The organism is Haloferax sp. YSSS75 (genome assembly GCF_046764215.1).
Lineage (GTDB): Archaea > Halobacteriota > Halobacteria > Halobacteriales > Haloferacaceae > Haloferax.
The window spans coordinates 454,717-476,967 of the sequence record NZ_CP177206.1 but is presented as its reverse complement, the minus strand read 5'-3'; the positions used below and the strand labels follow the sequence as shown (position 1 = coordinate 476,967).

At 64.2% G+C, this 22,251-nt stretch carries 28 protein-coding genes and 1 tRNA gene; 9 read left to right on the top strand and 20 right to left on the bottom strand.

Annotation, left to right across the window (positions count from 1 at the left end):
- Positions 1-10: 10 nt before the first annotated feature.
- The 12 genes from ACK3R5_RS02500 to ACK3R5_RS02445 all read right to left on the bottom strand — a co-directional run bounded on the left by ACK3R5_RS02500 (position 11) and on the right by ACK3R5_RS02445 (position 10,179).
- Positions 11-469: an OsmC family protein gene (locus ACK3R5_RS02500; protein ID WP_411967962.1), complete on the bottom strand. Its 459-nt coding sequence runs from the start codon at positions 467-469 to the stop codon at positions 11-13.
- 64 nt (positions 470-533) lie between these two features.
- The gene (locus ACK3R5_RS02495; protein ID WP_411967961.1) at positions 534-1,127 is read right to left on the bottom strand and encodes a hypothetical protein; all 594 of its coding nucleotides are present in this window, start codon (positions 1,125-1,127) and stop codon (positions 534-536) included.
- Positions 1,124-1,897, bottom strand: a complete 774-nt coding sequence (locus ACK3R5_RS02490) for an AAA family ATPase (protein WP_411967960.1) — start codon at positions 1,895-1,897, stop codon at positions 1,124-1,126. Before ACK3R5_RS02490 ends, ACK3R5_RS02495 begins: the two co-directional genes overlap by 4 nt.
- A 277-nt stretch (positions 1,898-2,174) precedes the next feature.
- On the bottom strand, positions 2,175-3,188 hold the full coding sequence (locus tag ACK3R5_RS02485) for a pyridoxal phosphate-dependent aminotransferase (protein WP_411965471.1): 1,014 nt from the start codon (positions 3,186-3,188) through the stop codon (positions 2,175-2,177).
- Between the two features lie 86 nt (positions 3,189-3,274).
- A complete protein-coding gene (locus ACK3R5_RS02480) occupies positions 3,275-4,042 on the bottom strand; it encodes an adenosylcobinamide amidohydrolase (RefSeq protein WP_411967959.1) in 768 nt (255 codons plus the stop codon).
- A complete protein-coding gene (gene cobD, locus ACK3R5_RS02475) occupies positions 4,035-5,045 on the bottom strand; it encodes a threonine-phosphate decarboxylase CobD (RefSeq protein WP_411967958.1) in 1,011 nt (336 codons plus the stop codon). The genes ACK3R5_RS02480 and cobD overlap by 8 nt, the downstream gene beginning before the upstream one ends.
- Complete coding sequence (locus ACK3R5_RS02470; protein WP_411967957.1) at positions 5,035-6,036, bottom strand: nicotinate-nucleotide--dimethylbenzimidazole phosphoribosyltransferase; 1,002 nt, start codon at positions 6,034-6,036, stop codon at positions 5,035-5,037. Before ACK3R5_RS02470 ends, cobD begins: the two co-directional genes overlap by 11 nt.
- The gene (locus ACK3R5_RS02465; protein WP_411965776.1) at positions 6,027-6,623 is read right to left on the bottom strand and encodes an NTP transferase domain-containing protein; all 597 of its coding nucleotides are present in this window, start codon (positions 6,621-6,623) and stop codon (positions 6,027-6,029) included. The genes ACK3R5_RS02470 and ACK3R5_RS02465 overlap by 10 nt, the downstream gene beginning before the upstream one ends.
- On the bottom strand, positions 6,623-7,387 hold the full coding sequence (gene cobS / locus ACK3R5_RS02460; protein ID WP_411967956.1) for an adenosylcobinamide-GDP ribazoletransferase: 765 nt from the start codon (positions 7,385-7,387) through the stop codon (positions 6,623-6,625). The genes ACK3R5_RS02465 and cobS overlap by 1 nt, the downstream gene beginning before the upstream one ends.
- Positions 7,378-8,280 (bottom strand): CobD/CbiB family cobalamin biosynthesis protein, encoded by a 903-nt coding sequence (locus ACK3R5_RS02455; protein WP_411967955.1) that lies wholly within the window; start codon positions 8,278-8,280, stop codon positions 7,378-7,380. The genes cobS and ACK3R5_RS02455 overlap by 10 nt, the downstream gene beginning before the upstream one ends.
- Entirely contained in the window at positions 8,271-8,906 is a 636-nt protein-coding gene (locus tag ACK3R5_RS02450) for an HAD family hydrolase (protein WP_411967954.1), read from the bottom strand. The genes ACK3R5_RS02455 and ACK3R5_RS02450 overlap by 10 nt, the downstream gene beginning before the upstream one ends.
- 70 nt (positions 8,907-8,976) lie before the next feature.
- Positions 8,977-10,179 carry a M24 family metallopeptidase gene (locus ACK3R5_RS02445; protein ID WP_411965463.1) on the bottom strand — a complete coding sequence of 401 codons (1,203 nt, stop codon included), beginning with the start codon at positions 10,177-10,179 and terminating at the stop codon, positions 8,977-8,979.
- A gap of 165 nt (positions 10,180-10,344) precedes the next feature.
- Here ACK3R5_RS02445 and ACK3R5_RS02440 point away from each other — a divergent pair, with 165 nt between their 5' ends.
- Both ACK3R5_RS02440 and ACK3R5_RS02435 read left to right on the top strand, forming a co-directional pair.
- The gene (locus ACK3R5_RS02440) at positions 10,345-10,824 is read left to right on the top strand and encodes a peroxiredoxin family protein (RefSeq protein ID WP_411965462.1); all 480 of its coding nucleotides are present in this window, start codon (positions 10,345-10,347) and stop codon (positions 10,822-10,824) included.
- A gap of 136 nt (positions 10,825-10,960) precedes the next feature.
- Complete coding sequence (locus tag ACK3R5_RS02435) at positions 10,961-11,560, top strand: flavin reductase family protein (protein ID WP_411965461.1); 600 nt, start codon at positions 10,961-10,963, stop codon at positions 11,558-11,560.
- 51 nt (positions 11,561-11,611) lie between these two features.
- Here ACK3R5_RS02435 and ACK3R5_RS02430 read toward each other — a convergent pair whose 3' ends face one another.
- Together ACK3R5_RS02430 and ACK3R5_RS02425 are read right to left on the bottom strand one after the other, a co-directional pair.
- Entirely contained in the window at positions 11,612-12,595 is a 984-nt protein-coding gene (locus tag ACK3R5_RS02430; RefSeq protein ID WP_411967953.1) for an aldo/keto reductase, read from the bottom strand.
- Between the two features lie 252 nt (positions 12,596-12,847).
- Positions 12,848-12,921, bottom strand: a tRNA-Tyr gene (locus tag ACK3R5_RS02425).
- Between the two features lie 114 nt (positions 12,922-13,035).
- Here ACK3R5_RS02425 and ACK3R5_RS02420 point away from each other — a divergent pair.
- The 3 genes from ACK3R5_RS02420 (at position 13,036) to ftsZ (ending at position 15,238) form a co-directional block, all read left to right on the top strand.
- On the top strand, positions 13,036-13,647 hold the full coding sequence (locus tag ACK3R5_RS02420; RefSeq protein ID WP_411967952.1) for a double zinc ribbon domain-containing protein: 612 nt from the start codon (positions 13,036-13,038) through the stop codon (positions 13,645-13,647).
- A 216-nt stretch (positions 13,648-13,863) separates the two neighbouring features.
- The gene (locus ACK3R5_RS02415) at positions 13,864-14,049 is read left to right on the top strand and encodes a ribbon-helix-helix domain-containing protein (protein WP_004970382.1); all 186 of its coding nucleotides are present in this window, start codon (positions 13,864-13,866) and stop codon (positions 14,047-14,049) included.
- Between the two features lie 4 nt (positions 14,050-14,053).
- Positions 14,054-15,238 (top strand): cell division protein FtsZ, encoded by a 1,185-nt coding sequence (gene ftsZ / locus ACK3R5_RS02410; protein WP_411965458.1) that lies wholly within the window; start codon positions 14,054-14,056, stop codon positions 15,236-15,238.
- A 225-nt stretch (positions 15,239-15,463) separates the two neighbouring features.
- On the opposite strand, the gene ncsA is transcribed toward ftsZ, so the two are convergent.
- Entirely contained in the window at positions 15,464-16,429 is a 966-nt protein-coding gene (gene ncsA / locus ACK3R5_RS02405; RefSeq protein ID WP_411968679.1) for a tRNA 2-thiolation protein NcsA, read from the bottom strand.
- 101 nt (positions 16,430-16,530) lie between these two features.
- Between ncsA and ACK3R5_RS02400 the strand changes: the two genes are divergently transcribed.
- Positions 16,531-17,178, top strand: coding sequence for a hypothetical protein (locus ACK3R5_RS02400; protein ID WP_411965457.1), 648 nt, complete (start codon positions 16,531-16,533; stop codon positions 17,176-17,178).
- Here the strand turns inward: ACK3R5_RS02400 and ACK3R5_RS02395 are convergent.
- Positions 17,175-17,366 carry a hypothetical protein gene (locus ACK3R5_RS02395; protein WP_411965456.1) on the bottom strand — a complete coding sequence of 64 codons (192 nt, stop codon included), beginning with the start codon at positions 17,364-17,366 and terminating at the stop codon, positions 17,175-17,177. The genes ACK3R5_RS02400 and ACK3R5_RS02395 overlap by 4 nt on opposite strands.
- A gap of 76 nt (positions 17,367-17,442) precedes the next feature.
- Here ACK3R5_RS02395 and ACK3R5_RS02390 point away from each other — a divergent pair, with 76 nt between their 5' ends.
- On the top strand, positions 17,443-17,658 hold the full coding sequence (locus ACK3R5_RS02390) for a zinc ribbon domain-containing protein (protein ID WP_411967951.1): 216 nt from the start codon (positions 17,443-17,445) through the stop codon (positions 17,656-17,658).
- 18 nt (positions 17,659-17,676) lie between these two features.
- Here the strand turns inward: ACK3R5_RS02390 and ACK3R5_RS02385 are convergent, their stop codons facing one another.
- On the bottom strand, positions 17,677-18,024 hold the full coding sequence (locus ACK3R5_RS02385; protein ID WP_411965454.1) for a winged helix-turn-helix transcriptional regulator: 348 nt from the start codon (positions 18,022-18,024) through the stop codon (positions 17,677-17,679).
- A 138-nt stretch (positions 18,025-18,162) separates the two neighbouring features.
- Between ACK3R5_RS02385 and ACK3R5_RS02380 the strand changes: the two genes are divergently transcribed.
- Positions 18,163-18,801 carry an NAD(P)-dependent oxidoreductase gene (locus ACK3R5_RS02380; protein WP_411965453.1) on the top strand — a complete coding sequence of 213 codons (639 nt, stop codon included), beginning with the start codon at positions 18,163-18,165 and terminating at the stop codon, positions 18,799-18,801.
- Between the two features lie 61 nt (positions 18,802-18,862).
- On the opposite strand, the gene ACK3R5_RS02375 is transcribed toward ACK3R5_RS02380, so the two are convergent.
- The 3 genes from ACK3R5_RS02375 to ACK3R5_RS02365 form a co-directional block, all read right to left on the bottom strand.
- Positions 18,863-19,663 (bottom strand): class I SAM-dependent methyltransferase, encoded by an 801-nt coding sequence (locus ACK3R5_RS02375; RefSeq protein WP_411967950.1) that lies wholly within the window; start codon positions 19,661-19,663, stop codon positions 18,863-18,865.
- A gap of 69 nt (positions 19,664-19,732) precedes the next feature.
- Positions 19,733-20,575: a deoxyribonuclease IV gene (locus ACK3R5_RS02370; RefSeq protein WP_411965450.1), complete on the bottom strand. Its 843-nt coding sequence runs from the start codon at positions 20,573-20,575 to the stop codon at positions 19,733-19,735.
- Between the two features lie 77 nt (positions 20,576-20,652).
- Positions 20,653-21,474, bottom strand: a complete 822-nt coding sequence (locus ACK3R5_RS02365) for a biotin/lipoate A/B protein ligase family protein (protein ID WP_411967949.1) — start codon at positions 21,472-21,474, stop codon at positions 20,653-20,655.
- Between the two features lie 114 nt (positions 21,475-21,588).
- On the opposite strand from ACK3R5_RS02365, the gene ACK3R5_RS02360 reads away from it, so the two are divergent.
- Positions 21,589-22,236, top strand: coding sequence for a VOC family protein (locus ACK3R5_RS02360; protein ID WP_411965448.1), 648 nt, complete (start codon positions 21,589-21,591; stop codon positions 22,234-22,236).
- Positions 22,237-22,251: the final 15 nt, after the last annotated feature.

Here is a 22,251-nt window from a genome sequence, read left to right as displayed (position 1 = left end):
GGAGCGACGCTTACCGGAAGGTAAACGAGAGCGCGATTGGGGTGTCGCCGGTCAGGTTGTCGCTCACCGGGCACCGCTTTTCGACCGCCGAGAGCCACGTTCGGATGGTCTCGTCCGAGGCGTCCACGTCTGCTTCGACGTCGACGCGAATCTCCCGGAAGCCGGCGCGTCCGTCGTCGTTCTTCCCCATGAACTTCGCGGGGTCGAGGTCACCTTCGATACCGATTTCGAGGTTCGAGACGTCGAGATCCATCTCGCGGGCGACTACGTGGGCGGTGACGTTCAGACAGCCGGCGAGTGCACCGAGGAGGTATTCGACGGGGTTCGGGCCGACGTCGGTCCCACCGAGTGAGTCGGGTTCGTCGACGACGAACTCGAAGCCACGAGTCGAGACGCGTGTCTGGGTGGGGTTTTCTGCCTGTGCGCTGATGTCGAAGGTCAACAGTTGAGGGGTAGATTCTACAGACATAATTGTACTATCGGGTGTCGAGGTCATAACCCCAAATCACGCTTCTCAGGCTTCGAGAAGCGTGTTAGCGACTCTCTGTCCCGGTGTCGATGGACGGCGTCTCGACACTGCGCGTTTCGTCGTCTTCGAGAACGTCGTCGAGTCCCCACTCGGCCGCCCGTGCGCGCGCCTCTTCTCTCGCCTCGGAACGAATCTCCTCGATAGCATCCTCGTTTGCGAGGAACGCCTCGACTGCGCTCTGAGAACGCCCCGCTTCGCGACGAGACTCGGGTGCCACCTCGGCCGTCTCCGTAGCGAGTCGTTCGTCACCGGCGAGGACGCGCGCGGGTTCTCCCGGTGGGATGCGGAATTCGTCCGTCTCGTGGGCCTCCGAGAGCGCATCGGCGTCGACGACGTGGACCGAGACGCGGTTCGGCCCGGTGACTGCGAACCCTTCGAGTCCCGCCTGGCCGCCACAGTCTCGTTCGGTGTCGTACGCGAGAACCGGGACGCCGTCTTCGAAGGTGACGATGCCGCGTGTGGCCTCACCGAGGAGTAGTGCGTCCTGTGGTTCGAAGACGACGTAGCCGGTGAGTTCCTCGTCGAGAACCGTCCGAAGGACGTCGCCCGGGTCGTCGACGACCCGTGACCGTCGGAGTGCGCCACGTGGAATCCTCATACGCGGTCAGGGACGACGGCGCTCTTGAACCGCTGTGCGACGTCACGGCCATCGCCGTCGCGGACGTCCAACCGGGCGGCGGCCTCTCGGAAGGCGTCCGCTGCCGGGTCGTCAGAAGCGTGTGCCAAGAGGGGTTCGCCTGCTCGACGCGCGGCGCGAACCGCGTCACTCTCCGGTATCGACGCGAGTGTCTGCCCGCCGAAGTACCGACCGGCCTGTTCGGCAATCGTGTCGACGTCTTCGTCGGGGCGGACGCGGTTGAACAGGACACCCGCAGTGTCGGTGCCGTAGGAGTGGGCGTACTCCTGGACCTTCAGACCGTCAGAGAGCGACGGCACCGTCGGTTGTAAGACGACGACGATGCGGTCGGCCAACACGATAGGCAAGACGGCACTCTTCGACCCCAGAGCGGCCGGTGAGTCGAGCAAGAGCACGTCGGTGTCGCTCGCGAGTTCCGCGACGACGTCGCGCAGGCGTTCCGGGTCGGCCGCTTCGAACGACGCCAGACTCGTTCCGCAGGGGACGACGGACATCCCGAAGCGTTCGTAGACGGCGTCGTCGACGCTGGCGTCACGTTCCTCGATGAGCAAGTCGTGGAGCGTCACGTCGGCGTCGTCCAACCCGGCGTGGAACAGCAGGTTCGCCATCCCCGTGTCGGCGTCGATGACGGTTACGTCGTACTCCTCGGCGAGCGCCATCCCCAGCGCGAGCGTGCTCGTCGTCTTTCCCGTGCCGCCCTTCCCGCTGGCGACGGCGAACGCCTCGACCATGGCCCCACGTCTTCGGTGATTTTCTATAAGTGTTCGGAAGGCTGAGAGCGGTCGTCCACTCTCACGGTGTCAAATAGTAACAACAATTAATAGAATGGAGTATCTGTGGGTGGATGTAAGGCAATGATTCAAATAGTAATTGGTTCGTTTTCTTTCGCCGTCGCAGAGTCGACAGTCGCCGCGTTCGCGACGCTGTTGACTGTCGTGGTCATCGTCCATCTGAATCGCTAACGCCGGTGTCGGTACCGAGAGCGGCCGATGGCCGGCAGTCGCTCGGTCAGTTCGCGTTCGCGAGCGCGTCGAGGAGGCCGTCGTTCTCGTGTGGTCGACGGACATTGATGCGAACGTGGGAGTCGAGGCTAGGATAGTTGCGAGCGTCGCGGACCGCGAATCCGTGTTTCCGCGTCTCGTGGAGGACGGTGTCGACGTCGTCGGTTTCGAACAGGATGAGCGCACTGTCGGCGGGGTAGACGTAGTACCCGAACGAGGACAGTTCGTCCGTCATCCGCTCGCGCTCTCGGTGGACACGGTCACGGGTGTCTTCGAGGAAGTCGTCCTGTTTGAGGCAGTACGTCGCCGCTTCGACTGCCGGTGCGGACAGCACCCACGTACATCGGGCGCGGGCGAGTCTCTCGCGGAGTTCTCCCGTCGCCGCCGCGAATCCAGCGCGGAGTGACGGCACGCCGAAGACGTTCGTCACCGAGTGGAGCGTGATGACGCCGTCGAGGCCGGCGGTACTCGGCAAGCGAGTAAAGCCGAGGAACGACTCGTCGACGATGAGCGGGGTGCCGACCCGTCTGCATTCGTCGGCGAACGCGCTGAGCGCGTCCGTCTCGTACGCCATACCCATCGGATTACTCGGGTGACTCACCACCACTGCCGCGTACTCGGACGGGTCGATTTCCTCGAACATCCGGTCGTACGGGATACGAACGGGGGTTCCTCCCTGCAACCGGATTTCGCGAGCGTACTCGCCGCAACACGGTTCGGGAATCGCAACCGAGTCGCCGGGGGAGACGGTGACACCGATTGCGAGACGAAGTGCTTCGACGACGCCCGCCGCTGGAATAATCTGCTCTGGGTTGCAGGCGACGTAGTCGGCCGCCGCGACGCGAAACTCAGAGTAGTCGTCCAGCGAATACCGTTGTGACGTAGAGAACGCCGACTCGTAGATACTCGCGAGACCGGACGGACGCTCGGGATTCGACCCGAGACTGAAGTCGACGAGCGAGTGGTCTGCGGTCCCGCCGTGAGTGACTGGGTCGACGTCGGGTACCGAACCGGGGTCCATATGCATTTGCTAGAAGCGAGCCGTATTCAATTCTTCCGAACATATCTTATGAATCTGAATGAAGATTTATCGGTTTTTGAGGTGTTTTATCTTCTTCTTTGAACCTGTGTCACCGTCGCCCGGGCGTCGGCGACGACACCGTACGCCGCCGCCTCGACGGACTGTGGAATCGGGTCTGTCGCATATCGGGCGTCGAGACTGGCCACAATCGCGTCCCGGACGCAGATTCTCGCCGCGTTGCCGACTGGCGTTGCACTCCCCGAGAACGCCGCTGCCTCACCACTGGGGTCGCAGGCGGCGACGATAGCGTCCGTCGTCGTCCCCGGTGACCCACACCGAGACAGCAACGTGGCCGCCTTCGCTTCCGCGGCGACAGCGACGAGGTTGGCCAACGCCCCCGGTTCGAGGGAACGGGTCGTTCCGACGACGACGTTGACGGTTCCCACGTCGTCGGCGGCGGGTCCGCCCAGTTCGTCGGGTCCGCCCGTCTCGTTTCTCTCGTCTGCGGCGTCGTCGGGTGTGTTCTCTCTCCCGCCGTCGTCGAACTCCGTCGGCAGTGCCGCTGGATTCGACACGCCGGCGGTGGCGATGGCTTCGACCGGTCCGTATCGGGCACGTCGGGCGTGTCTCTGGTCGACTCCGGTCAACAGTGCCGGCCCGCGGGCGTCGAATCCGGCGTCGGCGAGGCGGCGTTCGACGTAGCTGTCGAGGTCAGTCTCTGGCCACCCTTCTGGAACGGTGACGTTGTACGCGACGGGGCCACGAGACTCACCGCCGTCGTATCCGGTCGAGAGCCACCGCGTCTCGGGGCGAAAGATTCGGCAGACACCGTCGCTCCGCGTCGTCTCAAACATCGGCGAGGGCGTCGAGCAACGCGTCGTTCTCCTCGGGGCGTTTCACCGCGACGCGGACGTGCGAGTCGAGCGTCGGGAAGGTGGTCGCATCGCGGATAGCCACGCCGCGTTCGCGGGCAGTCTCCACCACCGCGTTCACGTCACGGTCACCGACGTCACACAGGAGAAACGGGGCGTCCGAGGGGAACACGTCGAACTGCGCGGACAGCGCGTCGGCCAGTCGCGCACGCTCGTTCGCGACGCGTCTCCGAGTCGCGTCGACGAACTCGGTCTGTCGCATGCAGTAGGCGCCGACATCGGCCGCCGGCGTCGAAAGCGACCAGGAACGCCGGGCGACTGCGAGTCGCTCACCGAGGGTACCGGGTGCGACGGCGAATCCAGCGCGGATTCCCGGGAGTCCGAACATCTTGGTCAGCGAGCGAGCGACGACGACGCCGGGTTCGCCAGCGAGACTCGGTGCGTCGGTGAAGTCGAGAAACGCCTCGTCGACGACGAGCGTCGTCTGCGACTCGCGGCATCGGGCCGCGAAGGCTCGGAGGCGGTCGGTCTCTGCGAGTTCGCCAGTCGGGTTGTTGGGCGTACAGACGACGGCGACGTCGTGTGGCGACGGGTCGGCGTCGAGAACCTCGTCGTGGGGGACGGAGACGGCGTCTGCCCCTTGCAGTCGAATCTCGCGTTCGTACTCACCGAAACTCGGTTCGGGGACGAGCGCGGAGTCGCCGGGGGCGAGCGTGACTTCGAAGGCGAGTCGAAGCGCTTCGAGGCCACCGGCAGTCGGAACTACGTCGTCGGCGTCGCAGTCGACGTAGTCGGCCGCCGCCGCGCGGAACGCTGGATAGTCGTCGTCGGGGTAGCGCGTCGACGCCGAGAGCGCCGCCGCGTACACCTCGTCGACGCCGTCGGGGCGGACCGGGTTCGTGTTCGCACTGAAGTCGAGCACCGTCGAATCAGTCGTCCCACCGTGGGGGACACGCGTCGCCCGAGCGACGGACTCAGGGTCCATCTTCGACTCCGCCGACGGCCTGTGGGTCGAGTCGTGACAGCACGTCGAGCGTCGCCGCTTCGACGTCGTCGACGACGCCCATCCGGTCGGCGAGCATGAGCGCACCGCCCATGCCTGCGCCCTCTTTGGCTTCGCCGGCGGCGTATCGGTCCAGCGGGGCCGACTCGAATCCGGGGTCAGTGACGACGAGGTCAACGTCGAGTTCGGCCGCCGCAGATTCGAGTTCGGGCACGTCGTCCGCGAGATACGACGTCGTCGCCAGCGTCAGGTCGCCGACTGCGCCGGCGTGTCTGACGAGTGCCGCCGCCGCGAGCAGTTGCGTCCCACCGCCGAGCGTCACGTCGATATCCGCTTCCAGCGCGCCGACGGTCAGGCCGGCGACGACGGGGAGCACTGGGTCGCCGACGTATCGCGCGGCGAGTTCGGGTTTGTGTGCCGCGTCGCCGGGTGACAAGTCGGCCGAGTCCAGTGCCTCGGCGACGACGTCTTCTTTCAGTGTCGTCGGGTTCTCCGGGAGCGACGACGAGACGGGGAACGTCTCGCCGAGGGCGCGAAACACTGCGAGCGCAGTCGTCGTGCCACCGGGAACCGTCTCACCGATGACGAGTTCGTCTTCCGGGAGGGCGAGTCCCATCCGCCGGGCCGCCTCGAACGCACCGGGTGCGGTCGGAACGGGTTCGTCCTCGCGGATATCCCGGCCGGGTCGAGCACCGACGTCGATAGTCGGCGCGGCGGTCGGTTTGGCGAGGCCAGCGTCCACTGTGAGCACGTCGAACCCGGTGAGTTCGCGGACTGCACGCGTGATTGCGGCGGGTGTCGGACACCCCGTCGGACTGACGGGCGTCACGGGCGACCGGACGGTGTCGCCGTACTCGATAATCTCGGCGTCGGCGCTCGGCGTGTGGCCGACGAGCGTCGGGTCCGCTCCGGCGGCGCTGATACCGGGTATCTTGGCTGTCGCCGTCGACCCGGCGACGAGGACTACTCGCATCGGTCCTCCGCGAGCGCGATATCTGTCGGACGGTTCACGTTGAGTGCCAGTCTGGAGTCGGTAGTGAGGTACACGGTCGAATCTGTGTCGTTGGAGTCGGTTTGTTCGCTGTTCGTCGGTGCTGCTGTTTCGGGGCCGACGACGCCTAGTCCGGTCGGACAGACCGGGTCGCCTCGGTAGTCGAAGACGAGCGCGTCGTCGATACTGCTGCCCAGTTCCCGTTTCTGTTCGACGGGGACGCAGGCCGTGAGCGACCCGCCATCGGACGCCTCGACCACTGCATCGACGTGGTCCGGCGTCAGCAGGGGGAGGTCGGCCACGACTGTCACCACCGGACGCGACACGCTGTCGAGCGCAAAGCCAAGGTCGGAGACGTACCCGTCTCCCGGCGCGTCGATGCAGTGGACGCCCAGTTCGGTCGCGTGTGCTCGCGTGTCCGGCGTGTGTGGTGACGTGACTGCGTGGATACTGTCTACCTGCGACCGGCGGAGGGCGTCGACGATACGGTCCAGCATCGGTCGCCCGCAGACTTCGACGAGCGGTTTTTCGACCGGTGCGTCGAGACGGGTGCCGCGGCCACCGCACATCACCAGAGCGTCCACGTCACCACCCCCACGTGAATCGCCGTCGCGCGAGCGAGTTCGTTGGTCGCGCCGATGAGGTCACCCGAGACGCCGCCGAGGTGGGTTCGCCCCCACGACCGAACGAGGAGTGCGACCACCGGGCCACAGGCGAGTGTGGCGACGACGGCAGGGCCGCCCGTCAGTGGGGCGAGTGCGACGACCGGAAGACAGGCCACGGCGACGGCCAAAAGGCCTGACGGGTCGTTCTCGCCGACCAGTGCCGCCCCGAGGCCGTCGTGTGCTGGTGTGCCCAGACAGACGAGCGTGGCCATCCCGGCCTTCGCGCCAACTTCGGCGGCGATGGCGATGACGACGCCGGCGGTGAGGGCGAGTCTGCCGCCCGCACCCGCGAGGCCGAACGCGCCGAGGCCGAGAACCACGAGCGTCAGACTGAGCGCGAGGAGGCCACCGACACCCGTCTGTGAATCCTTCAGGACCGACAGGCGTCGGTCGGTGTCACCGTGGACGACGGCCGCATCGCCGAGGTCAGCGAGGCCGTCGGCGTGCGTGACGCCCGTCACGAGATAGAGCGTTACGAGATAGAGCGCCGCGGCCGTCGAAACCGGAAGGGGTAGGAGCAACGGGAGCGCGGCCAGTCCACCGACGACGTAGCCAATCAGCGGGAACGTGACCGGCGCGCGCCTGAAGGCGTCCCACTCGGATTCGCCACCGCCGACAGGGAGTCGTGTGAGGAATCCGAGACCACCCCGGATAGCGCTCAGAACCACACGACCACCCCCGTGAGTGCGAAGGCGGCGAGGCCGGCACGAGAGACGAGACGGACGCCGCGAGTGGCAACCGCCTCGTCGGGGAAGTCAGCCCCGGCGTCCAGCAGGTAGTGGCCGGGTTTCTCTAGTCGCGTCCCGAGCAGTGCCGCGAGCGTCGCCATCGGCCACCCGGAGTTGGGTGATGCCGGGCGGCGGGCGAGCGGTCCGACGTGCGCGAGAACGCCGGGTGCCCCCGCAACGAACGCGAGTAAGACCGCCGACAGACGAGCGGGAAGCCACATCACCGCGTCGTCGAGGTGGGCGGGGACGCGCCCGACCGGTTTGTGGTGATAGCCGAGCATCGAGTCAAGCGTGTTGACGGCTTTGACCCACGCGGCGGCCCCGGTGCCCAAAGCGAGTGACACCGGTGCGAGCAGGGCAAACGCGAGCAAGGGCGCGACGAGTCCGTCGGCGAGGTTCTCGGCGGCGCTCTCGACGGCGGCACTTCGAATCTCATCTGCGGAGAGTGCCGACGGGTCACGTCCGGCGAGGGCACGGAGTTCCGACCGGGCCGCATCGACGTCTGTCGCCGTCAGGGAGACGACTGTCGTCGCCGCGTCGAGCAACATCCGGAGACTCGTCGTCGAAAAGAGCGCGAGGGCGGCGACGCCGACACCTGCCCACGGAGAGACGAGCGACACACTCCACGTCGCGCCCGCGACGGCGCCCGCCGCGAGCAACGGGAGCGTGACTGCGGCGAACGCGCCGATGGCAACCGGATGCGACCACGTTCTGTCGAACGGTGCGACGACCCGGCCGAACAGTGCAACCGGGTGGACCCGTGCCGGCGGTTCGGAGAGCACGCTGTCGAGGAGTGCGGCGACGGCGACGGCGACTGTCGCAGTCACGGGCACGGGTCCCTCCCGTCCCGGAGATGCTCGGCGAGTGCGTCGAGCGTCGTCGTTTCGAGGTTCACGAATCTGCCGCCGACGCCCTCGACGCCGCCGTCAGTCGCCGGGTCGTCACCGACGTGGACCAGCGCCGACGGGTCGACACCGAGATTTCGGGCGACTGTTTCGAACGCCTCCGGATGTGGCTTCCGCCACCCGCAGGCGACGCTGGTCGTGATAGCGTCGAATCCGCGGCGGTCGAGGTCCGACCTGATGAGCGTTCGGGCGACGAGTTCAGGAACCGAACAGTTCGACAGGAGGCCGACCGGACCGGCGTCGCGGGCCGCCTCGACTGCCTCGACAGCACCGGGTCGGGTCGTCACCTCGGGGTCGAACGCCGAGACGACTGCCCGTCGTGCCGCGTTGTCTGGTGAGTCGACGCCGCGAGACCGGAGTGTCGCCGCGACGTGTGCGGGCAACGGGACTTCCGCACCCTCGGGCGCGTCGATGTGCACCTCGCGGTAGGCGTCGTCCCAGTCGTCTGGCACGGTGACACCGTACTCACGGAGTGCGTCCGCGACTGCTGCACCGGGGTCGTCGGGATACGCGGCGTCGACGAGCGTGCCGAAGAGGTCGAACGTGACTGCCACTATAATTGCATTGGTGAAACTCTACTTGAATATAGCGAAGCGTCCGATGGGGGATTCGCGTCGGGAATCGTTAGACACGAATCGTGTTCGACTCGATATCTCGCGGGAAGTACGTGAGCGTCTCCGTGCCGGACTCGGTGACGAGGACGGTATCGGAGTGCCGATAGCCTGCCGTCTCGGTGTAGAGGCCGGGTTCGACGGTGTAGACCTGTCCGACACCGATTTCTGCGTCTGACCAGGTGTGGTCGGTCACCGGGTCCTCACAGTGGTCGGCCCATCCGCGGTCCAGATACGGCGGTTCGTGCGCACCGAGGCCGATGTTGTGGCCGACGTGATGCTGCGCCAAGTCGGCCACACCCTGTTCTTCGAAGTACTCCCAGACCATGTGGTCGACGTAGTCGACGGGCACGTCCGGGCCGAGTGCGTCGATGGCGATTTCCTGTGCTTCACACACGAGTTCGAAGTAGTACTCGTCTTCGTCCGACGGGTCGCCGAGGAACATCGTCCGCTCCAGTTCGGAGTGATACCCGTCTACGTTTGCCGTCGCCCCGGTGATGATGACGTCGCCCTCGGCGAGTCGTTCGTTCGGCGTAAACCCGTGTGGCCGGGCAGTCTGTCGGCCGGAGATGTAGCCTGCGTGGACTGGCCCGACGCCGCGTGTCCGGACTGCGTATCTGTCACCGAGTGTGTCGAGCATGACGCGTGACGCCTCCATCGACGCCCGCTGGGAGACGGTAATCGGGTGGGCACCCACCGCCGTGAAGTCGACGAGATACTGGTGCCCGAGATTCGCCCACTGAACCGACTCACGGATACAGGTTATCTCGGCGTCCGTCTTCTCCCACCGCATCCGGTCTGCCCACGACTGTTCGACCACGTCGACTGATTCCGAGAGTGGGGCGCCGTGGTATCCCATCATCCCCGGTGCGCCGTCCATGTCGGCGGCGACACGCTCCACGTCGAGTTCGCGAAGCGTCTCGACGATGGTCCCCATCGGGTCACCGCTGGGATAGTCGAAGTAGGAACGGACCCTGTCGATTCGGGGGATTTCACTCGCGCGTTCGTACTCCAATCGTGGGACGACGAGGTCCACGCTGTCGTCGGTGACGACGAGTGCCACCGGGCGTTCGGTCTGGACGTGGTTGAACCCCGAGAGGTACTCGATGTTCGTCGCGTCGAACCAGAGTGCCGCGTCGGCGTCGGTATCTGCCAGACTGCCTCTGATTGCGTCGAGGCGCGCCACAAACTCGTTCGAGGGCAGACGTGAAGCCATGCCTACACTATCACCTCGTGTGTGCATAAGTAACGCGCCGGAATTTCGTGTTCTGACCTGTTCGAAACCGCCATCTTTGCGACTGGGCACTATATTTTGGGTGTTTTGCGCGGAGGTTACCCGACTGCCCCGGGTATAGATAGACGGCGTCCTTCGACTCGGGCGATGAGTCTGCAGGGAACCGAAGCCCCCGACTTTACACTCGAACGTACCGCCGGCGACGAAGTAACACTCTCCGAGACGCTCGAAAGCGGTCCGACCGTCGTCCTCGTCAACCGCGGCCACTGGTGTTCCTTCTGTGCCGAACAGCTCCAGACCTTCGACGAAGTCGCCTACGACCTCTGGTTCAACGACGGCGTCGACGTGTTGCCAGTCGTCACGAGCGAACTCGGTGACCTCACCGAGATGCGCGACCGGTTCGACTTCGACTTCCAACTCGCTGCCGACCCCGACGGAACGGTCGCAGACCAGTACAGCGGCACCGAAGAGACGAGTCACGGTGTGACTGGCATCGCCGGGACCTACGTCATCGACGAAGACGGCATCGTCCAGTACGAACAGGTTGCCGACCACCCCGCCGACCGGACCTACGGCAACTGGGTTCGCTACTTCATCCGCAACGACTACGAAGACATCTTCGCGTAAGCGCGCCCCGTACTCTCCCCCTCTTTTCGCGTCGTTCCGTCCGGTCGTGTCGTCGCCGAAGTCGTTCACGCTCCGGCGAGAGTCTGTCAGTCGTCCCGAGTAAACACTTATCACACCGATTTACGGATGAGGGGTAATGGATATCGACCCCGAGAGCGCCGTCGACGAGATGTACCGTCTGCTGACGAGCCTGATTATCCCGCGGCCAATCGGGTGGGTCTCGACGCGAAGTGTCGACGGTGTCGACAACCTCGCTCCGTTCAGTTTCTACATGGGAGTCATCGAAGCGGAACCGCCAGTCGTGATGTTCTCGGCTGAACACCGAGCGGACGGGACGTTGAAAGACTCCGCAAAGAACGCCGTCGAGACGGAAGCGTTCGGTCTCAACCTCGTCACTGCCGACCTGGTCGAACAGATGGACAGGACGAGCGAGTCCGTCGAACCGGGGACCGACGAGTTCGACGTGGCCGGCCTCGACAGACGCGAAGCGACTACCGTCGACGTCCCACTCGTCGCCGCGGCGAAAGCGACGATGGAGTGTTCACTCCACGACACGATGGACATCGGCGACCACACCGTCGTCTTCGGACGAATCGAACGCATCCACGTCGCCGACGAACTGCTGACAGACGGAAAAATCGACGTGACGAAAATCGATGCAGTCGGTCGCCTGACCGGGTCGTACTACGCCACCCTCGACCCGTTCCAGGTCGACCGTCCGTGGAAGGAGACGTAGCCTACGGATTCCAGACACCGGCGCGTTCGATGAACGCGTTCCGTCAGCGATTCACCAGCGGTGGTGGACGTGCTCGCGTGCGTACGCGTCGTACACCTCATCGACGTGCTGGAACTGCTCGGCCGACAACGGGGGGAGCGACGCCGCGTCGACGTTGTCTCTGATGTGTGCGGGCGTCTTCGACCCGGGGATGATGGTGCTCACGGCGTCGAACGAGAGAATCCACCGGAGCGTGAACTGTGCGAGTGAGACGCCGTCGGGGACGACGGTTTCGAGCGAGTCGGCGGCGGCGAGGCCGTCTTCGAACGGGATTCCCGCGAACGTCTCACCCACGTCGAACGCCTCGCCGTCTCGGTTGTAGTTGCGGTGGTCCTGTGCGGTGAACTCGGCGTCCGCGGAGAGCGCACCCGTGAGCAGGCCGGAGGCGAGTGGCACGCGGACGATGACGCCGACGTTCCGACGCTGTGCTTCGCGGAAGAACACGTCGGCGGGTCGCTGTCGGAGCGGGTTGAAGATTATCTGTACCGTCTCGACGCCGTCGTACTCGATGGCCTTGATGGCGTCTTCGACTTTCTCGACGCTCACCCCGTAGTGGTCTATCTTCCCCGCGTCTTTGAGTTCGTCAAGTGCGTCGAACACCTCGGGTCGATAGTACGTGTCGCGCGGTGGACAGTGGAGTTGCACCAGGTCGAGCGAGTCGACGCCGAGGTTCTCGCGACTCCGGTCGACGAACCGGTCGAGGTTCTCGTGGGTGTAGCCGTCTGCGACCTGTTGGTCGAGTCGCTGACCGGCCTTCGTCGCGACGACCACGTCGTCGTCGCGTTCGTCCAGCACCGACCCGATGTACTGCTCGCTGGCCCCGTCGCCGTAGACGTCTGCCGTGTCGAGGAACGTGATACCGGCGTCCAGCGCCGCCTCGATTGCGTCGGTAGCCTCCTCGTCGGAGACGGGACCCCAGTCGCCGCCGAGTTGCCACGTTCCGAGGCCGATTTCCGAGACGTCGAATCCTGTCGTACCTAGTGGTCGAGAGTTCATGTGGGGAGGTACAGGATGGTTGTCAGTAAATCACCGGGTCCCGGCGAGGGACGGGTTCGAAGTTCTGCGAGCGGTGCACCACGAGTTGAACATGTGAGACGCATTCCCTGATTTGAATACCGTGAGACGCTCTGCGACTCACGAACTCTCGTTCGCTGACGCTCACGAGAACTCACTCGCTCACTGCGTTCGCTCGCTGCTCAAATCGGGTCGAGGTGGACGTTTCACTGCTCACGTTGTTCGCAGGAAAAGTCCGCTCTCCCCGATTTGAACGGGGGACAAGCCGATCTACAGTCGGCTGCTCTGCCAGGCTGAGCTAAGAGCGGTCACTGATTTCTATCCGGTGGACGGTTTTAACGATTATCATTCGACCCGCCCCGTGTGTGACCTCTGTCTGACGGAGGCGAACATTCATTAGGTGACAAAGTATTGCTGAATGTATGACGAAAATCACGTTCCGCGCCGACGACGACCTCGTCGAGCGACTGGACGGCCTCGACACGTCGAAGAGCGAGGCCATGCGCGAGGCACTTCGTCAGTACCTCGACCAACTGGAACGTGACGACACCGATGCGGGTCAGTCGCCGTCCTCTTCGCAGGACTACGACGACCAGAGTGGCCTCGATGCGGCACTGTCCGCCCGGGTCGAAGCACTCGTCGACGAACGACTCGACGAACGACTCCCGACCCTCGTCGACGACGTGGTGAGCGCTCGGACCGCCGAGCGGGCGTCCCCCGCCGACCTGAACGTCAACATCAACGTCGATGGCGCAGGTGTCGATTCGGCCGTAAACGCGGCTTACGACCCGGAATCGACGCCGAACGAAGAGCGTAAGACACCGAATCGGCTCGAAGAATCACCCGCACAAGCGACTGAATCGTCGTGCGAACAGTGCGGTGAGTCGGTCAACGCGGACCACGTATACTGCCCGAACTGTGGGGAGAAAGCCTCCCACCGGGTCTTCTGTGAGTGCGGCGACGAACTCCGTTCTGACTGGGCGTTCTGCCCGGATTGCGGCCGTCGGACACCTGCGGCGGACGTCCTCGACTAGTATAATCACCGATTAAGCCCCGTATACGGGAGATTCAGTCTCTGTCTTACAAACGGCGTTACATTTATATCCTATCGCTCTGTGGTGACTTACGCGTAAGACGGTTGTCTTACAGCCAGCCAACGGCGGCCCGTAACTCGGCGTCGTCCGTCGGTTTTGGTGCGTAAGACGTTCGCACATGTGTGCGGCGCACCGTCTTACCGGGGGAATGAAAATATGGAGCGTGTGACACTACGAATTCCGAAGCAGCAAATCGAGGAGGTCGAGCGAATGGTCGAGACGGGGGAGTTCCCGAATCGTTCAGAAGCCATTCGGTCCGCCGTTCGCGAGATGCTCAACGAACAGACTACCGACAAACGCCAGCGCGAATCGACCAGCAAGCGCGGCTGGGCGAAGGTGTAAACCGATGCAAGATATCGTTCGCGAGGCGATGGAGCGCGACGAGGCGGAGCGCAAGACCAAGCTCGAAGACAGCGACGACGACCAGTTCGGTGACCCACGAATCGTCATTGTCGGCTGTGGTGGTGCTGGCAACAACACGATCAACCGACTGTACAACATCGGCGTCGAAGGTGCCGACACGGTCGCTATCAACACCGACAAGCAGCACCTGAAGATGATCGAAGCGGACACGAAGATTCTCGTCGGGAAGTCCCTGACGCAGGGTCTCGGTGCCGGTGGCGACCCCTCGATGGGGGAACGCGCCACCGAGATGGCACAGGGAACCGTCAAGGACGTCCTCGGCGACGCGGACCTCGTGTTCGTCACTGCGGGGATGGGCGGTGGCACCGGTACCGGTGCAGCACCCGTCGTCTCCAAGATCGCGAAAGAGCAGGGCGCAATCGTCGTCGGCATGGTCTCGACGCCGTTCAACGTCGAGCGTGCACGCACGGTGAAGGCCGAGGAGGGACTCGAAAACCTCCGCAACGAGGCCGACTCTATCATCGTGCTGGACAACAACCGCCTCCTCGACTACGTCCCGAACCTACCCATCGGCAAGGCGTTCTCGGTCATGGACCAGATTATCGCCGAAACCGTCAAGGGTATCTCGGAGACCATCACCCAACCGTCGCTCATCAACCTCGACTACGCCGACATGTCGACCATCATGAATCAGGGCGGCGTCGCGGTGATGCTCGTCGGTGAGACACAGGACAAGAACAAGACCCAGGAAGTGGTCAACGACGCGATGAACCACCCGCTGTTGGACGTCGACTACCGCGGTGCGTCCGGTGGTCTCGTCCACATCACTGGCGGTCCAGACCTGACCCTCAAAGAGGCAGAGGGAATCGCGAGCAGCATCACCGAACGACTCGAAGCGGCCGCGAACGTCATCTGGGGCGCTCGCATCCAGGACGAGTACAAAGGGAAGGTCCGCGTCATGGCCATCATGACCGGTGTCCAGTCGGCGCAGGTTCTCGGCCCGACGACGCAGAAGCAGGCCGACAAGTCTCGCCAGAGCATCGAAGGACGACAACAAGGCACGGAATTCGACAGTTCGCAGCGTGCGAAGCCGTCACAGAGCGGCACGTGGTCTGACGGCGGACGCGACGAGGCCGAACAGAACAACGGCCTCGACGTCATCCGCTAATCACCGAGCCCCGTTCGGACAGTACTGACTCCGTCCGGAGTCCACCAGTTCCGGTCGGATTCACTCGGTTCACTCGGGTCCTACAGGCCCGTTTGGACTCCACTAAGTCCGCTCGGCACGCAGTTTTTCTCGTCGTGGGGTTCCTTCCGACCCCGTTTTCGACACCGCATCCTCGACTCCCGAGCGACGGCACGAGGACAGAAAATCAGTTAGAAAGCCGACGTATTACACCGCTTCTATCGACTCGATGAGGCGGCATTTCCGGCAGATATCTCCCGCCGTCTTCGACCCACAGCGCTCACACTCGTTGAGGTCGACCTGCCCGTCACCGCGGTACTCCTCTGCGACTAACCCAGCGAGTTCTTCGTATCCCGCCATAATCGAGTGGCGCGTACCCGGGTGGTTCTCTTCGAGTTTCAACAACAGTTGCTGAATCTCGCCGCGGTACGCCTCCGAGGAGTGTGGGCACTCGGTGATGTGTGCCGGGAGGTCTTTCAGGTGTGCGTAGAGTGCGACTTCCTTCTCCGGGACGTCTCGAAGCGGTTTGGCACGTGGGATGAAGTCGTCGCTGTCCCGACGTTTCTCGAAGTCGCCGATGCTGGCGTCGAAATGTTTCGCCACCTGCCGAAGGTCACCTTCGAAGAAGTTCATCAACGCAGTCTGCGCTTCGTCGTCGAGGTTGTGGCCGGTGAAGAGTTTGTCCGCCCCGAGTTCGTCGGCGAATCGTTCGAGGAGGTCACGGCGGAACACGCCGCAGTAGGCACAGGCGGCCATGTTCTCGGGGTCTTTTTCGACCACGTCGTCCATCTGGACGCCGAACTCCTCTTCGTACGAGACGACTTCGTGACGGATATCGAGGTCCGCCGCGAGTTCGACACAGGCGTCGACAGACTTGTCGCGGTAGCCTTCGATTCCTTCGTGGATAGTCAACGCGACGAGTTCGATACGCGGGTCGCGCCCGAACGTGTCGTCGAGAATGTGCGTGAGGACGACGCTATCTTTCCCGCCGGAGAGGCCGATAACCCACGTCTGTGGGTCCTCGGGCGTCGCATCCCGCGGGAGCATGCTGTCTTCGCGGATACGGCGGCGCACGCGTTTTTCGACTGAGGCACAGAAGTGGTCGTCACAGAGATGTGCCCCAGAGTAAGCCGCGTGCATCACCGCGTCCCGACTGCACTTGTCGCACTCCATTGCCGGTCGGTTGCCCGGCAGGAGGGATACGGGTTTCGCCTCGCGGCGGGCGTGGTCGCGGGTCGCAACCGGTTTGACCATTCGACCCTCACAGACGCCCAATGGAACGAGACGCCGCCCTCGACCGAGTCGAACGCGTGGTCGACGCCGTCGAATCCGAGACCCTTCCGGTCCCGGTCCGTGAAGTGTGGGTCTACGGCGACGTAGCCCTCGGACTCGACCCGCTGGACCGACTCGACGTGTACGTCACCAAGGATATCCTCCTTCGGGGTGACCCCGACGCCGCCGCGGAGTTCGAGCAGTCCCACGGCGTCAAAGGCGTCGGAAAGAGCGTCCGCGCCGAGTGGGCACGCGAACATCCGGACCTGATTCGCGCGAACTCGAACGGCTACGCCGCGCCCGAGAAATGTCTCGCGGCACACCTCCTCCCCGACGACGACGAACCGGTCCACCTCGAAGTGTGTAACGCCTCGTTCGAAGACAACGTCACACAGCGACTGAAGGGTGCGATGGCCCGCGAAGCGTACGAACAGATTCTCGACCCGCGCGGCGTCTGCCTCTACGCCGACGGACAGCGCTCTGCGGACGCGATGGAGAAACTCCGAGACGGGGCGTTCGCGTTTCCGACGCTCACCGGTGCACTGGAGATGCTCGGACTGGACGGCGACGAGGCGGCGACGGCAGTCGACGCGATGCGGACGTACCGCGCCGAACAGACCGGCACGACAGTCCGCGGCGACGTCGTCTAGGGTTTGCTCTGGTCGTCGGACTCGCCTCGGTTGTACCGTTTTCCCTCTTCTTTCGCACGCTGTTCCGCCTTGTCGCGGTCCATCCGCGGGAGGTTCTGCGTCTCGCGTTGCATCATCGCATAGAGCAACAGCGGTGCCGCAAAGACGAGTGCGAACGCGAGCAGGAGCGCGATACCGTCGGTGACCATAGAGACACAAACGTACTGACAGATTGTAGCGTTTCGGGCGTCAAAGTTATGTCATCTTCGGGAGCACGCGTAGACGATGAGCCCTCCAACAGACGCCGACCGTAACGGCTGTCCGAAGTGTGGTCACACCGAAGCGGAGACTGATACCATCGCGACGTCGGGAAGCGGGTTGACCAAGATGTTCGACATCCAGAATCGCCAGTTCACGGTTGTCTCGTGTACCAACTGCGGCTTCTCGGAACTCTACCGTGGGCAGTCCAGCGGGAACATGTTAGACCTCTTTTTCGGCTGAGCATCCACGCTCCGCCGCTTACGACTCCGCGTCGCCGTCCTCGGACATCCACTTTTCGCCCCACTCGTAGATGTCGTCGAACGCCGGGAGCAGTTCCTCGCCCTTCCGCGTGAGCGAGTAGTAGACCGCGATGGGACTACCATCTTCGACCTCCCGCTCGACGTACCCTAGCTCTTGGAGGTCGTCCAGCACGCGCGAGAGCGTCTGAGAGTTCGCGCCGGTAGCGCGCTTGAGTTCGTTGAATCGGAGGTCCCCCTCGCGCAGTACGTGGATGACCGTCATCCGCCACCGCGAGCCAATCTCTTCGAGCGTCTTGATGACCGGACACTGTTCGTACTTCGTTTCGAGGTTCTGGTGCGGTGACATCGGTGTGACTTACTCATACCGAGGTTCGCTTAGCTATATTAAACTCACTCTCCTTGACCAGGTATGACGATGTGACCACATCGTCGCAGCGAACCGGACGACGAACACGACTCACGACACAACCCACATCACGCCATCATGAACGTACTTCTCCTCGGTGCGAGCGGACGAATCGGCACGCGAATCGCAAACGAACTCCTGAACCGCGGGCATGCGGTGACCGGCGTCTCCAGAAGCGGCGAGGTCGACGGCATCGACGACTCAGACTTCTCGGCAGTCGCCGGCGACGCAACCGATGTCGACCAAATCGCGCACCTCGCCGCAGGCCACGATGCGGTCGCCTCCGCGCTCGGCCCGACCGACGACGAGTCACCCGAGGTTCTCGTCGAGATGCTCGACACGACTGTCGACGGGATGCGCCGCGCCTCGGTCGACCGTCTCGTCTGGACCGGCGGCGCGGGTATCCTGAACGTCGGCCCTGACACCCGACTCATCGACTCGCCGGAGTTTCCCGACGAGTGGAAACCCGTCGCCAGTGCCGCCATCGAGGCGTACGGCCTGCTCGAAGACGCCGACGACCTGCGGTGGACCTACGTCGCGCCCGCGGCGTTCATCGAACCGGGCGAGCGGACCGGCGAGTTCCGAACCGCGCTCGGCGAACTGGTCGCCGACGAGGACGGCGAGAGCCGCATCTCCATGGAAGACTTCGCAATCGCGTTCGCGGACGAACTGGAGAGCGGCGACGCGGTCCACGAACAGCTCGCTGTCGGCTACTAAGTCACGGACTCTTTTTCGGCCGTCGAGGCGGGTCAAACAGGCTAGCTCGTCGGCGACCCGACTACACTCGTCCAGTCGTCACGTCGAACGGGACGACTTCGGCCCGGCGGTACTCCCCGTCACGAATCTGTTCGACCACCTCGCGGCCCATGCGTCGCCACTCGCGCCGGAGCGACTCGTAAGACTCGTCGTCGTGGAGGCCACGTCGAAGGTCCGCTTCGTGGCGGTCTAAGCCCTCACCGGTCGCTTTCTGTGCCGCACTCTGTACGTCGGACTCGTCGTACGGCGGTTCGGTCAGCTTTCGGTGGTGGTAGCGTCGGGTTCCGACGAGGGAGAGTCCGGCATCGTCGAACAGGTCACGGACGCGCTCACCGAGGGCGACGTCCGTCTGGACGCCCGAGAGGAACGCCTCTCTGACCGAGCGTTCGAGGGGAACTTCCGCAGCGACGGTCGAATCGACGCCGACGGCGGCGTTGTCCGGTTCGACTGTCGCCACGAGGTCTGACGAGACACGCGCGAACTCCCGTACCGCAGCCACTGGGTCGGGGAGGTTCACGAGCAACGCCTGACAGACCACTAAGTCGAACGTGTCGTCGGCAAACGGGAGTCGTGTGGCGTCGCCGGCGACCACCTCGATTCCGGGGCGGTCCGCAGCGACCGAAAGGAGTGTCTCGTCGGCGTCGACGCCGACGACGCGAGCGTCGGACTCGTCGGCGAGGACGCGGGTGAACTCGCCCGTCCCGCACCCGACGTCGAGGATACGAGTCCGACTCCCGAGATGCAGGTCCGAGAGGGCCGCCCGCGAGTCGTCCCACATCCCCTGTCGCGTCCGCTGGAGATACGATTCGGAGAACCGTCGCACACTCGCTGTCGGATTCCGCGAGACAAAAGTCGGTCGGTGTGGTGAGCAGACCCTACGTCGATGGGTGGGTCAGTTGGCGTCTGCGCGGTACTCGCGGACGCGTTCGATGTTCCACGCGTAGCTCTTGCCGTCTTCAGTCGGCGTCTCCAGGACGAGGGGGACGTCGTCGTCGACGATGGCGGGGTGGTTGATGAACGCGCGCATCCCCTCCTCGCCGATGAGTCCCTCACCGATGTGGGCGTGTTCGTCTTTGTTCGTCCCACAGGCGTGTTTCGAGTCGTTCAGGTGGACGCACTTGAGATGTTCCAGCCCGACTTCGGCGTCGAGTTCCTCGAACGTCTCGGCGACGCCCTCGGCCGTCGAGAGGTCGTATCCCGCGGCGAAGGCGTGGGCGGTGTCGAGACAGATGTCGAGGTCCTGTTCGGACTCTTCGAGGACGTAGCCGAGGTGGGCGAAGTCGCCACCCATCTTCGTGCCCGACCCGGCGTCGGACTCGATGAGGATGGTGACGCCCTCGGGCACGTCGATATCGTCGAGGACGGAGACGGCGTTGTCGAGGCCCTGTTGTTCCCCTGCGCCGGTGTGTGCGCCGAGGTGGACGTTCACGTAGGGGATGTCCAGTTTGGCCGCCGCGTCGACTTCCTTCTGCATCGAGTCGAGTGACTTCTCGCGGAGGCCGTCTTTCGGCGTACAGAGGTTGACGAGGTACGACGTGTGGATGACCCACGGCCCGTCCAGCGACTCCGTCGTCCCGGTTCGGAACGTCTCGGCCTCGTCGTCACCGATGTTGGGATCCTGCCACACCTGTGGCGAATGTGTGAATATCTGGCCGCAGTTCCCGCCGACGTCGATTTGGTTTCCAATCGCGTTGTCGACGCCGCCGGCGATAGAGACGTGTGCTCCTACTCGCATGCGAAACTCCACGGGGTACCCGAACAAAGGGACTTCGGAGTCGGCCAACGACGAAGATGAAAACAGGTGGGCCTCCGTCAGCGTGACCCGGGTCTCCGTCGGACCCACTCGTCGGCGTCGTACTTCTCTTCGACCTTGGTTCGTGCCGCATCGAGTTCCGCGTCGGTCCACGAACCCTCGTCGGCGTCCACGAAGTCTGCCAACGAATCGGTCACTGCCTCGACGAACGCCTCGCGGGAGACGTCCACGAGTTCGTCGATGCCGACGACGCGTTCGCGGAACGCCTCGGGCGACACGTCGTGGCCGGAGAACACGCCGAGGTGCGTCTCGGCATCGACCGAGTAGGTGAGAGAGCCATGTTGGATAACCGCGTCGCGTCGGCGGTACTGAGCGTTGCCAGCGACTTTCCGCCCTTCGGCCACCATGTCGTGTGCGGGGTGGAGCGCCCGCAGGTAACACGCCGGGTGCCAGATGACCGGCACGTCGTCTTCGACGAAGTCCACGTCGACGCCGACGGACCGAATCGCGTCGAGAATCGGTTCACAGAGGAGGTGATAACAGTCGATGAGGTCACCCGGCAACTCCGCCTTCGGCGCGACGATAGAGTACGCCACGTCGCCGTACCGGTCGTGGTAGATGCCGCCACCACCGGTCGGCCGCCGGGTCACGTCGATACCTTCGCGTTCGCAGAACTCCCAATCGACCGTCTCGGGGTCCTCACCGTATCCGAGCGAGAGACAACTCGGTTCCCACGAGTAGACGCGGACCGTTCGCGGTCCACCTGCGGCGGCAGTCTCACCTGCGACTTCGTCGAGCGCCATCTGCATCGCCCCGGGGCGGACGTCCTCTCGAATCAACCGCCACTCCCGGTCTGCGAGTGCGCCCTGCGAGTCGTTCATAGTCGGATTTCGTCCATGTGGGAGAAAGCGATTTCGACGCACACCGGCGGTGGTCGGTTCCCAGTTGCGAGAAGCGAGCGATTCGTTTACACCATCCGACACAGATGGCTAGCTATGCACTTTCACCGCGTCGCAATCGCCGCGACCGACCCTATCTCGCTGTGTGAGTTCTACGTCGATACGCTCGGATTCGAGGCCGTTCCGGGGTCACAGCGCTCCGTCGTCGCCGGCGAGACGACGCTCTGGTTCGAACTCGGCGACACCGACGCCGACCACCTCGCCTTCACCGTCGATGCCGACGTGGAGTCCGTCGTCGCGTGGGTCGACGAACACGTCGGTGTCCTCGAAACCGACCAAGGGCCGAGTATCCGATTCGACTTCCTCGACTGCGACTCCGTCTACTTCGAGGACCCCGAGGGGAACATCATCGAGTACATCTGTTACGACGGGCAGTCGTCGGGGACGTTCGACCCGGAGACGGACATCGTCGGCGTGACGGAAGTCGGGATGGCCGTTCCCGACGTGCAAGCGTTCGTCTCCGACCTGACCGACGCACTCGACGTCGAAATCCTGAGTGAGTTCGGTGGCGGAACCGTCGTGTTCATCGGCGACAAGACCGGTCGATTCGTCGTCGCACCCACGGGCCGCCCGTGGTTCCCGACCGACAGAAACGCCGCTCTCGACCCGGTTTCCGTCCAGTGTGACGCCGCGGGGACGTTCGACCCTGAGGGACTTCCCTACCGGGTGAACGTCGAACAGTAACGGGCCACGAGTGCC

Excerpts from the sequence above, each read along its gene's own strand:
- ACK3R5_RS02500 (WP_411967962.1), bottom strand. The coding sequence starts at position 469 with ATGTCTGTAGAATCTACCCCTCAACTGTTGACCTTCGACATCAGCGCA.
- ACK3R5_RS02495 (WP_411967961.1), bottom strand. The coding sequence starts at position 1,127 with ATGAGGATTCCACGTGGCGCACTCCGACGGTCACGGGTCGTCGACGAC.
- ACK3R5_RS02490 (WP_411967960.1), bottom strand. The coding sequence starts at position 1,897 with ATGGTCGAGGCGTTCGCCGTCGCCAGCGGGAAGGGCGGCACGGGAAAG.
- ACK3R5_RS02485 (WP_411965471.1), bottom strand. The coding sequence starts at position 3,188 with ATGGACCCCGGTTCGGTACCCGACGTCGACCCAGTCACTCACGGCGGG.
- ACK3R5_RS02480 (WP_411967959.1), bottom strand. The coding sequence starts at position 4,042 with ATGTTTGAGACGACGCGGAGCGACGGTGTCTGCCGAATCTTTCGCCCC.
- cobD (WP_411967958.1), bottom strand. The coding sequence starts at position 5,045 with ATGGACCCTGAGTCCGTCGCTCGGGCGACGCGTGTCCCCCACGGTGGG.
- ACK3R5_RS02470 (WP_411967957.1), bottom strand. The coding sequence starts at position 6,036 with ATGCGAGTAGTCCTCGTCGCCGGGTCGACGGCGACAGCCAAGATACCC.
- ACK3R5_RS02465 (WP_411965776.1), bottom strand. The coding sequence starts at position 6,623 with ATGTGCGGTGGCCGCGGCACCCGTCTCGACGCACCGGTCGAAAAACCG.
- ACK3R5_RS02445 (WP_411965463.1), bottom strand. The coding sequence starts at position 10,179 with ATGGCTTCACGTCTGCCCTCGAACGAGTTTGTGGCGCGCCTCGACGCA.
- ACK3R5_RS02440 (WP_411965462.1), top strand. The coding sequence starts at position 10,345 with ATGAGTCTGCAGGGAACCGAAGCCCCCGACTTTACACTCGAACGTACC.
- ACK3R5_RS02435 (WP_411965461.1), top strand. The coding sequence starts at position 10,961 with ATGGATATCGACCCCGAGAGCGCCGTCGACGAGATGTACCGTCTGCTG.
- ACK3R5_RS02430 (WP_411967953.1), bottom strand. The coding sequence starts at position 12,595 with ATGAACTCTCGACCACTAGGTACGACAGGATTCGACGTCTCGGAAATC.
- ACK3R5_RS02420 (WP_411967952.1), top strand. The coding sequence starts at position 13,036 with ATGACGAAAATCACGTTCCGCGCCGACGACGACCTCGTCGAGCGACTG.
- ACK3R5_RS02415 (WP_004970382.1), top strand. The coding sequence starts at position 13,864 with ATGGAGCGTGTGACACTACGAATTCCGAAGCAGCAAATCGAGGAGGTC.
- ftsZ (WP_411965458.1), top strand. The coding sequence starts at position 14,054 with ATGCAAGATATCGTTCGCGAGGCGATGGAGCGCGACGAGGCGGAGCGC.
- ncsA (WP_411968679.1), bottom strand. The coding sequence starts at position 16,429 with ATGGAGTGCGACAAGTGCAGTCGGGACGCGGTGATGCACGCGGCTTAC.
- ACK3R5_RS02400 (WP_411965457.1), top strand. The coding sequence starts at position 16,531 with ATGGAACGAGACGCCGCCCTCGACCGAGTCGAACGCGTGGTCGACGCC.
- ACK3R5_RS02395 (WP_411965456.1), bottom strand. The coding sequence starts at position 17,366 with ATGGTCACCGACGGTATCGCGCTCCTGCTCGCGTTCGCACTCGTCTTT.
- ACK3R5_RS02390 (WP_411967951.1), top strand. The coding sequence starts at position 17,443 with ATGAGCCCTCCAACAGACGCCGACCGTAACGGCTGTCCGAAGTGTGGT.
- ACK3R5_RS02385 (WP_411965454.1), bottom strand. The coding sequence starts at position 18,024 with ATGTCACCGCACCAGAACCTCGAAACGAAGTACGAACAGTGTCCGGTC.
- ACK3R5_RS02380 (WP_411965453.1), top strand. The coding sequence starts at position 18,163 with ATGAACGTACTTCTCCTCGGTGCGAGCGGACGAATCGGCACGCGAATC.
- ACK3R5_RS02370 (WP_411965450.1), bottom strand. The coding sequence starts at position 20,575 with ATGCGAGTAGGAGCACACGTCTCTATCGCCGGCGGCGTCGACAACGCG.
- ACK3R5_RS02365 (WP_411967949.1), bottom strand. The coding sequence starts at position 21,474 with ATGAACGACTCGCAGGGCGCACTCGCAGACCGGGAGTGGCGGTTGATT.
- ACK3R5_RS02360 (WP_411965448.1), top strand. The coding sequence starts at position 21,589 with ATGCACTTTCACCGCGTCGCAATCGCCGCGACCGACCCTATCTCGCTG.